Raw genomic sequence first — 7,363 nt, 5'->3', positions numbered from 1 at the left:
CCGCCAATGACCGCATTGCCCGCGCCGATCTGCTTGGCCACGTCCACGCCACCACGCGCGGTGACGAAGGTGACCTTGAGGCCTTCCTGTTCGTAGTAGCCCTTGGCCTGCGCGACCATCCACGGTCCGAAGGCCGGCAGCGTGCCGGGCGCGGGCAGCAGGTAGGTGATCTCTTGCAACTGCGCATGGGCCATGAACGGTGCCGTGGCGCCGCTCGCCAGGAGCACGGCCAGCACGGTGCGGCGCAGAGGGTGGGTCGATCGGGACATGCGAAATCCTTTCAGGGTTGCGAGGAGTTGAGGGGGCGGGTTCAGCGTTGCTCGCTCAGGCGGTGCAGTTGCCGGTAGAAATCGTCCACGTGGAGTTGCGCGCTGGCCGGCATGGCCTGCATTGCCTGCGCGTGGCGCAACGGGTCCTGCTCGGCACCCGCGCGGCCCACGCGGTGCGAGGCCTCCTGCACGAAACGGCACACGGGCGCGCGGCGCTCGCCGAAGGTGGCCAGCGCGGTGGGCACGGGCGCGTCGTCGGCCAGCAGGCGGGCCAGCTCCACGGCGTCCTGCACGGCCAGTGCGCCGCCCTGGCCCATGAACGGTGTGGATGCGTGCGCGGCATCCCCGATCAGGACCACACGGCCCTGGTGCCAGGGCAGGGGCATCACCACCTCTTCCACGGCTGTGTAGAGCACCTCGGTGTCTGGCGATATCTCGTCGAGAAACGGGCGCACCGGGCCACCGAATTCGGCGAAGCGCTCGCGCATGGTCTCGGGCCAACGGGCTTTGTCGAACCAGGCGCCTTGCGGCTCGGCCACGGTGCCGAAGATGTAGAGCTTCTCGTCGGAAATCGGCATGATCCCCAGCCGCTTGCCCACGCCCATCATCATGATCTTGTCGACCAGCTCGGGCGGGCGGCGGTGCACGCTGCGCCAGACGCCGAAACCCGAGTACGTGGGTTGCACCTCGGGCCACAGCAAGGCCCGCACGCCCGATCGGATGCCGTCCGCGCCCACCACCAGGTCGAAGGACGCCGTGCTGCCGTCGGCGAACCGAACGTCCGCATGCGCATCGCCTTGCTGCAAGGCTTGCACGGTGGTGCCCAGGTGCACCGGCACGCCCAGCGCGTCGAGCTGGCTGGAGAGCACGCGGTGCATCTCGGCCCGCTTAACGCCCAGGATGGGCGGCATGGGCGGCGAGCCCACGCTGGGGTAGGTCACGTCCACGATGTGCCGGCCATCGTGGTGCAGGTACACGTTGCGGCCCGACGGAATCGGGAAACCCGCTCGCACCAGGTCTTCCATCGCACCGATCTGGTGGAAGTGCTCCAGGCCGTTGCTGTAGACGAAGATGCCCGAGCTCTGGAACTGCCATTGCGGCTGTTTTTCGATGACGGAGACATCCCAGCCACCGCTGCGCGCGAACGCCAGTGCGGCGGAACAGCCGGCAATGCCGGCACCAACGATCAAGACTTTTTTCATGGACGAAGAATGAAAGACACGGGTGCGTGGACCCGGTGCGTGGATTCTTCGTCAGCCCTTGGTTGCGTTCAACCTTCAGGGCGCCGGATCTGGGTACCGAGCGTCCGCGACTTGATGCACTGGCTCGGCGTGGTGCCCGACCAGCGCTCGAAAGCGCGCGAGAACGCCTTCTCGGAACCGTAGCCCACGCTCTGCGCGACGCGCCACACGTCGTCCGCCCCTTTGAGGAACTGCTGGCGCGCGATGCCCATGCGCACCGACGTGAGGTAGCGCAGCGGCGTGGTGCCCATGAGCTCCACGAAGCGCTCGCTGAACACCGAGCGCGACTGGTGGCTCACGCGCGCGAGGCTGGCCAACGACCACGGCAACTCGGGGTGGGCGTGCATCTGCACCAGCGCTTTGCCGATGGCCTTGTCGCGCACGCCATTGAGCCAGCCCTGGGCGTCGGCCGGGCCGCTGTGCAGGTGCTCGCGCAGCACGTGCACCAGCAGCAGGTCGGCCACGCGGGCGGTGGCCAGTTGCCAGCCCGGGCGCTGCGCGATCGTCTCGTCCACCATCGCCTGCGTGGTCAGCGCCAGGCTGCGCGTGGTGGCGATGTCGGCCGCGCGCAGCACGATCAGGGGCGGCAGCCAGGACAGCAGCGAACTGCCCTGGTGTTGCGGCATCCACAGGTGCAGCGAAAAGAGTTCGGTGGCGTCGCCGGTGCCGCCGTGCGCGAAGGTGATGGGGTGGTCGCCGTGCGCGCCGCGCATGTGTTGCTGCAGCAAGGTGCGAAACGGCACGGGGTCCAGGCCGAGGGTGGAGGCGACCACGTGGGGCCCACCCTGGGGCAGCATCACGATGTCGCCCGGCTGCACATGCACAGCCGCCTGCCCGTCCATCTGGATCCAGTAGGGGTGGCCGGTGCACACGCGCACCAGCAGGCCTTCCACCCCTTCGGAGCGCAGCGCCCAGGGCGCCGACAGCGAGAAGCGCGCGGTCACGGCGCGGTCCGTGCGCAGGGTGCCGAGCACCAGGCTGATCAGGTCACCGGAGGCGGTGCTCATGGTGCATCAGCTTGGTGGGCACGCGCGCGGAGACCGTCAGGCCGACTGCGCCTCTTCCAGTTGTGCGCGCAAGGCGGACACCTGCTCGCGCAACGCGGTGTTTTCCATCTGCAACGCAGCGACCTTCGCGCGCAAGGCCTCCACCTCGTCGGCGGGGGCGGATGCTTGTTCGGCATGCTCCGCCGCATCGTCCGCTGGTGGTTTCTTCTTCGCGTCGCGCGCGCGCTTGGCCGCCAGTTTGAGTTCTTCCTTGCCCGCCAGGGCCGCGGCTTTCTGTTCCTCTTCCGGCAGGCCCGCCACCGCGGCGGCGGCATTGAGCGAAATCGTGCCGGCCTTCAGCGCCTCGACCACCTCGGGTGTGGCCTGCTTCTGGATCTTCTCGATCATCACCACCTGGCTGCTGCTCAGGCGCGCGGCCTTGGCAATGTCTTCGCGGCTGTTCAGCGGCCGGGCTTCGGGCACGACGGGCGCGGCAGGGGCGTCCGAGGCCTGTGGCGGGAGCGTGTCCGCCTCGGGCGGCAGGTCCTCGGGCGCGGGGCTGGACGCCAGAAGACGCGCGCGCCGTTCGGCAATGATCTCGCGCTTGCGCAAGGCCAGCACACCGCGCTGGAAGTCCGACACGCTGCGCCGGCCCAGGTGCTGGTCGATCATCCACAGGTGCACGTCCTCCATGGACTTGAAGCGCGGGTTCTGCACCGTCTCGAACGGCAGATTGTGTTTCTGGCAGATGCCATACCGGTTGTGCCCATCCACCAGCACGTCGCCCCAGAGCACCAGCGCATCGCGGCAGCCTTCGGCGAGGATGCTGCGCTCCAGCGCATCGTGCTCGTCGGGCGTGAGGGGGTCGATGTAGGCTTTGAGTTCCGGGTTGACGGTGATCTGCATGGGACGGGGTTCGCGGTTCAAGAAGGACGTGGGGCGCGAATTGTAGATGGCTGGTCGGTAGTACCGAAGGTTCAACACCTCCGAAACCGGGTGCATTTCTTGCAAGCCACGGTTAGAGTGGCCACGGCATTCGCGTCCACCATCCGTTCGAAAGGGCCTCCGAGATGTTCGACCTCCCGATGTTCACCCTCATCCATGTCCTCATCAGCGTGCTCGGCATCGTTGCCGGGCTCGTGGTCATCGGCGGCCTCATGGCCGGCGCGCGGCTCGATGGCTGGACGGCGTTCTTTCTCCTCACCACCGTCCTCACCAGCGTCACCGGCTTCTTCTTCCCGGTGGACAAGATCACACCCGCGCACGCGGTGGGTGCCATCTCGCTCGTGGTGCTGGCCGTGTGCCTGCTGGCGCGCTACGGCAAACAGATGGCGGGCAAGTGGCGCGGCACCTATGTGGTGACGGCCGTGGTCGCGGTCTACTTCAATGTGTTCGTGCTGGTGGTGCAGCTGTTCGTGAAGACGCCCGCACTCGCGCAACTCGCGCCCACCCAGGCCGAACCGCCATTCGCGATCACGCAGGCCTTGGTGCTGCTGGTGTTCGTGTGGCTGGGCTGGGCGGCGTTGCGCGGTTTTCGCAAGCCGGGGTACTGATGGTTCAGCCTTCGAGCAACGAGGCGCGCAGCTGCGCCAGCTCGCGCGGACCCAAGCCGATAGGGCCTTCGAGGTAGCTCGGGAGATCTCCGAACTCCTGCTCGATGGTGGCGAACGCCGCATCCAGAAACGCCGGCTGCACGCTCCACAGCACATCCATCACATGCGCCGGGCCACGCGCTTGCACCAGCGGGCTGCGGCGGAAGAGGCGGTTGGTGAGCAGGTAGTCCTGCACGATGTCGTCGTGCGCCACACCCAGCGCACCGAGCAGCAGCGCGGCGGCGTATCCGGTGCGGTCCTTGCCGGCGGTGCAATGGAACACGACGGGCGTGGGTTGCTCGATGAGGTGGCGGAAGAAGCGGGCATACATCGGTGCCGCCTCGCGCACGAAGCCCCGGTAGGTGTCGCACATCAGTTCGACCGCCTGCGCTTCGGAGGGCACCGTGCCTTCGCCGATCAGGGCTTGCACGCGCTGCACCACGGTGGGCTCGATCGACAGCGGCAACGCGGTGAGGCCGGCCACATCGCAGGGCAGTGCGGCGCATTCCTCCACGCCGCGAAAGTCGATGCGGTGGGTGAGGCCCATGCCTTGCAGTGTCCGCAGGTCGGACGGTGTGAGACCGCCCAGGTGGTCGGAGCGGTAGACGCGGCCGTGGCGTACACGCCGGCCGTCGAGCCCGACGTGGCCGCCCAGGTCACGAAAATTGGATGCGCTCGGCAGCAGGCGGGGAAGGTCTTCGGTCCGGTCTGGGGTGGATGCGGTGGTCATGCTGGCCATTGTCGGTGTGCGGTGTGACAGGCGCTGTCACCTTGGGACAGGACGACACCAAAAGCGTGAGAGCTGCGACGTGAATTCGCACCTTCCTCCTTTGGGGGAAGGCTGGGATGGGGGCACGTGTGCCTACCACATCACTTCATGCGTGCCCCCATCCCAACCCTCCCCCAGCGGGGGAGGGCATCGGACACTTCAGGGCTTCTTCGTGTTCGCCGTTGGTGGCGTCTGCGTCGCCGCGGCCGTGGGCGTGAGGCACGGGTCGGCGGTGTCGTCCTTCTTGCCGCGCTCCACCAGCGGCACCACGGCCGCCGCCGGGCCCGCTGCCGCACCCAGCGCTACCGCGGCCAGCACCCGGCCCACCAGACCGCGCGCCTCGATGCCGACATCGGGCTTGCCCAGCGAGCCGGTCACGTTGATGGGCGTGCGCAGCGACAGCGGTGACCAGTCCTTGGGTTGGGTGACCACGCGCAAGGCCATCGACTCGTCGCGCAGGTTGACCTGGCCGGTGGCGCGCACGGTGCTGTCGCGGTTGTCCAGCACCGCGAGCTTCGGGACGATCAGGCCATCGTTCGCCACCAGGTCAAAGCGCGCGCAGCGCAAGGACAGCGGGTTGTCGCCCTTGAGGTACACGCCCAGCGCCTGTGCCACGTCGAGGCCCAGGGCCTCGGTGACCAGATGGGAAATGGTGCCATCGCGCAGTGTGAGGTCGATCGGACCGTCGAGCGAGCCCAGGATCTGCGCGGTGGAGTTGCCCGCGCCGCGCACGTCCAGCTTGCCCGAGAGCACGCCGGTGACATAGGACTGCACCGCCTGATCGCCGCCCTGGCGCGCCTGCTCACGCTCCTTTTTCAAGGCCTTCGGCGCGGTGGCGGCGGGTGTCTTGCGGGGTGCATCGTCGGGCCGCAGCCCACGCAGCCAGCCGGCGATGTCCACCCCGGCCACATCGAGGCGCGCTTGCCACTTCGCGGGTTGCGCATTCGCGTCGAGCTGTGTCATGCCCTTGAACTGACCGCCCGACACCGTGGTCTGCAGATCGTCCAGACGCAGCACGCCGGCCTTGAGCAACACGCGCATCTTCAACTGCTGCAAGGGCGCCATGGCAGTCGTGCCGAAGTCGACCTGGTCGACGTCGACCTTCACGTCCGCGTCCATCACCTTGAGCGAAGGCAGGTCGAAGCGGCGCTGCGGCAGCACGCGACCGCCGTCGGGTGCCGGGGGCGCCGCAGGGGCATCGCCGCCGATGGCCGGGCCGAGGTCGGCAAAGGCCAGCTTGGGGCCCGTGAGCGTGCCGGTCAGGCGCCGTGGCGTGGCGCGCTGGTGGAAGCTCAGATCGCCCGCGAGGCGGCTGGTGCCGATGGTGGCGCGCGAGGCCTGCAGGCGCCACACGCCGCTGTCTTGCGTCAGCCGCCCGCGCAGATGGAACGGCGGTGTTTGTGGCAGCGTGATGCCCAGCGGCTTGCCCACCGCGGCGAGCGATGGGCCCTGGAACGACAGCGCGCCATCCAGGCGCGGTGTGCCGAGCAGGGCGGCGGCCTGGCCGTCGAACAGGATGCTCGAGGATGCCACCGTGCCTTCCACCAGCACCGGTACCCACGGCGCATCGGGCGCGGTCTCGGGGTCGTGGAGCAGGGGCAGGGTGCTGCCCGCGCGCGCCTGCAGTTTCATCTTCATGGCGCGGTAGCGCCCGGTGAACGAGGCTTCGTAGCCCGCGTCCGCGCCGATCTCGGCCTTGCCTTCGCGCCCGCGCACACGGATGTCGAGGTCGATGTCCTGCACCCGGTCTTTCCAGTGAATCTCGCCCTGGCCCATCACCAGCGAGTCGAAGCGCGGAATGCCGCCCAGCCCCGCCTCGTCTTCCTTGGGCGTCTTGTCCGGCGCGCCGAGCTGCCAGTTGGCGTTGCCGTCGGGCGTGCGCATGAGGCGCGCATCCAGCGTGTCGGCCCGCAAGGCCTGCACACGCAAACGTTCGCCGCCGCGCTGCCAGTGCCACACATCACTCCACCGCCAGGCGAGCGACACGCCCCTCGCGTCCAGCAGATGGGGCACTTCATAGCGCGGGTCCGACGCGATCCGCAGGTGTTCCACTTCCAGCCGTGGCCGCCAGATCAGGTACATGCGCACGCGGCCATCCAGCTGCACGGGAACCGCCGCACCCTGGGTGGCGGCGTTCTGCAGCGGTTGGCGCAGGAAGGGCCAGCCGCTCGCTTCACCCGCCACGACGCCCAGCACCAGCACCGCGAGCACACCACCCACGATCCACAGGGTGCGCCCGCGCGTGTTCATCGGCGAACCGCCCTTCCTGGGGTAGGACGGCGCCGCATGGGTCGATGGGGATGGGGGCGGCTTTTCATCCATGTGGGAATGCAGGGTGGATGGATGGTTCCATGCTGGCTGTATCGGCGTGTTTCGTCTGTGCGCGGGCACACCTTCGCGGCACGGAGGCGGTCGATAGAATCGCCCATGCTGGGGCCTGTTCACACTGTTTTTCCAAGTGCGTTGCGGATCAAAAAAGGCCATGCGCAAGGCGCGAAACGCAGAC

Annotated in this window: 7 protein-coding genes; 1 reads left to right on the top strand and 6 read right to left on the bottom strand. The window is 68.4% G+C overall.

Going from position 1 to position 7,363, the window contains the following annotated elements:
- The 4 genes from FFS09_RS15230 to FFS09_RS15215 form a co-directional block, all read right to left on the bottom strand.
- On the bottom strand, nt 1–269 hold a 269-nt coding region (locus tag FFS09_RS15230), incomplete at its 3' end, for an ABC transporter substrate-binding protein (protein ID WP_171020040.1).
- A 41-nt stretch (nt 270–310) separates the two neighbouring features.
- A complete protein-coding gene (locus FFS09_RS15225; RefSeq protein ID WP_137919741.1) occupies nt 311–1,471 on the bottom strand; it encodes an FAD-dependent oxidoreductase in 1,161 nt (386 codons plus the stop codon).
- 68 nt (nt 1,472–1,539) lie between these two features.
- Nucleotides 1,540–2,517 (bottom strand): AraC family transcriptional regulator, encoded by a 978-nt coding sequence (locus FFS09_RS15220; protein ID WP_137919740.1) that lies wholly within the window; start codon nt 2,515–2,517, stop codon nt 1,540–1,542.
- Nucleotides 2,518–2,553: 36 nt separating this feature from the next.
- Nucleotides 2,554–3,402, bottom strand: coding sequence for a plasmid replication/partition related protein (locus FFS09_RS15215; RefSeq protein ID WP_137919739.1), 849 nt, complete (start codon nt 3,400–3,402; stop codon nt 2,554–2,556).
- Nucleotides 3,403–3,566: 164 nt separating this feature from the next.
- Between FFS09_RS15215 and FFS09_RS15210 the strand changes: the two genes are divergently transcribed.
- Nucleotides 3,567–4,049: a hypothetical protein gene (locus tag FFS09_RS15210; protein WP_137919738.1), complete on the top strand. Its 483-nt coding sequence runs from the start codon at nt 3,567–3,569 to the stop codon at nt 4,047–4,049.
- Between the two features lie 4 nt (nt 4,050–4,053).
- On the opposite strand, the gene FFS09_RS15205 is transcribed toward FFS09_RS15210, so the two are convergent.
- Together FFS09_RS15205 and FFS09_RS15200 are read right to left on the bottom strand one after the other, a co-directional pair.
- On the bottom strand, nt 4,054–4,818 hold the full coding sequence (locus tag FFS09_RS15205) for a tyrosine-protein phosphatase (protein ID WP_137919737.1): 765 nt from the start codon (nt 4,816–4,818) through the stop codon (nt 4,054–4,056).
- 198 nt (nt 4,819–5,016) lie between these two features.
- Nucleotides 5,017–7,179: an AsmA family protein gene (locus FFS09_RS15200; RefSeq protein ID WP_171020039.1), complete on the bottom strand. Its 2,163-nt coding sequence runs from the start codon at nt 7,177–7,179 to the stop codon at nt 5,017–5,019.
- Nucleotides 7,180–7,363 lie beyond the last annotated feature (184 nt).

This window comes from Hydrogenophaga sp. 2FB (assembly GCF_005503365.1).
GTDB lineage: Bacteria > Pseudomonadota > Gammaproteobacteria > Burkholderiales > Burkholderiaceae_C > Hydrogenophaga.
Note: the sequence above shows the minus strand (reverse complement) of the source record. Positions and strands in the feature narration are given on the sequence as shown.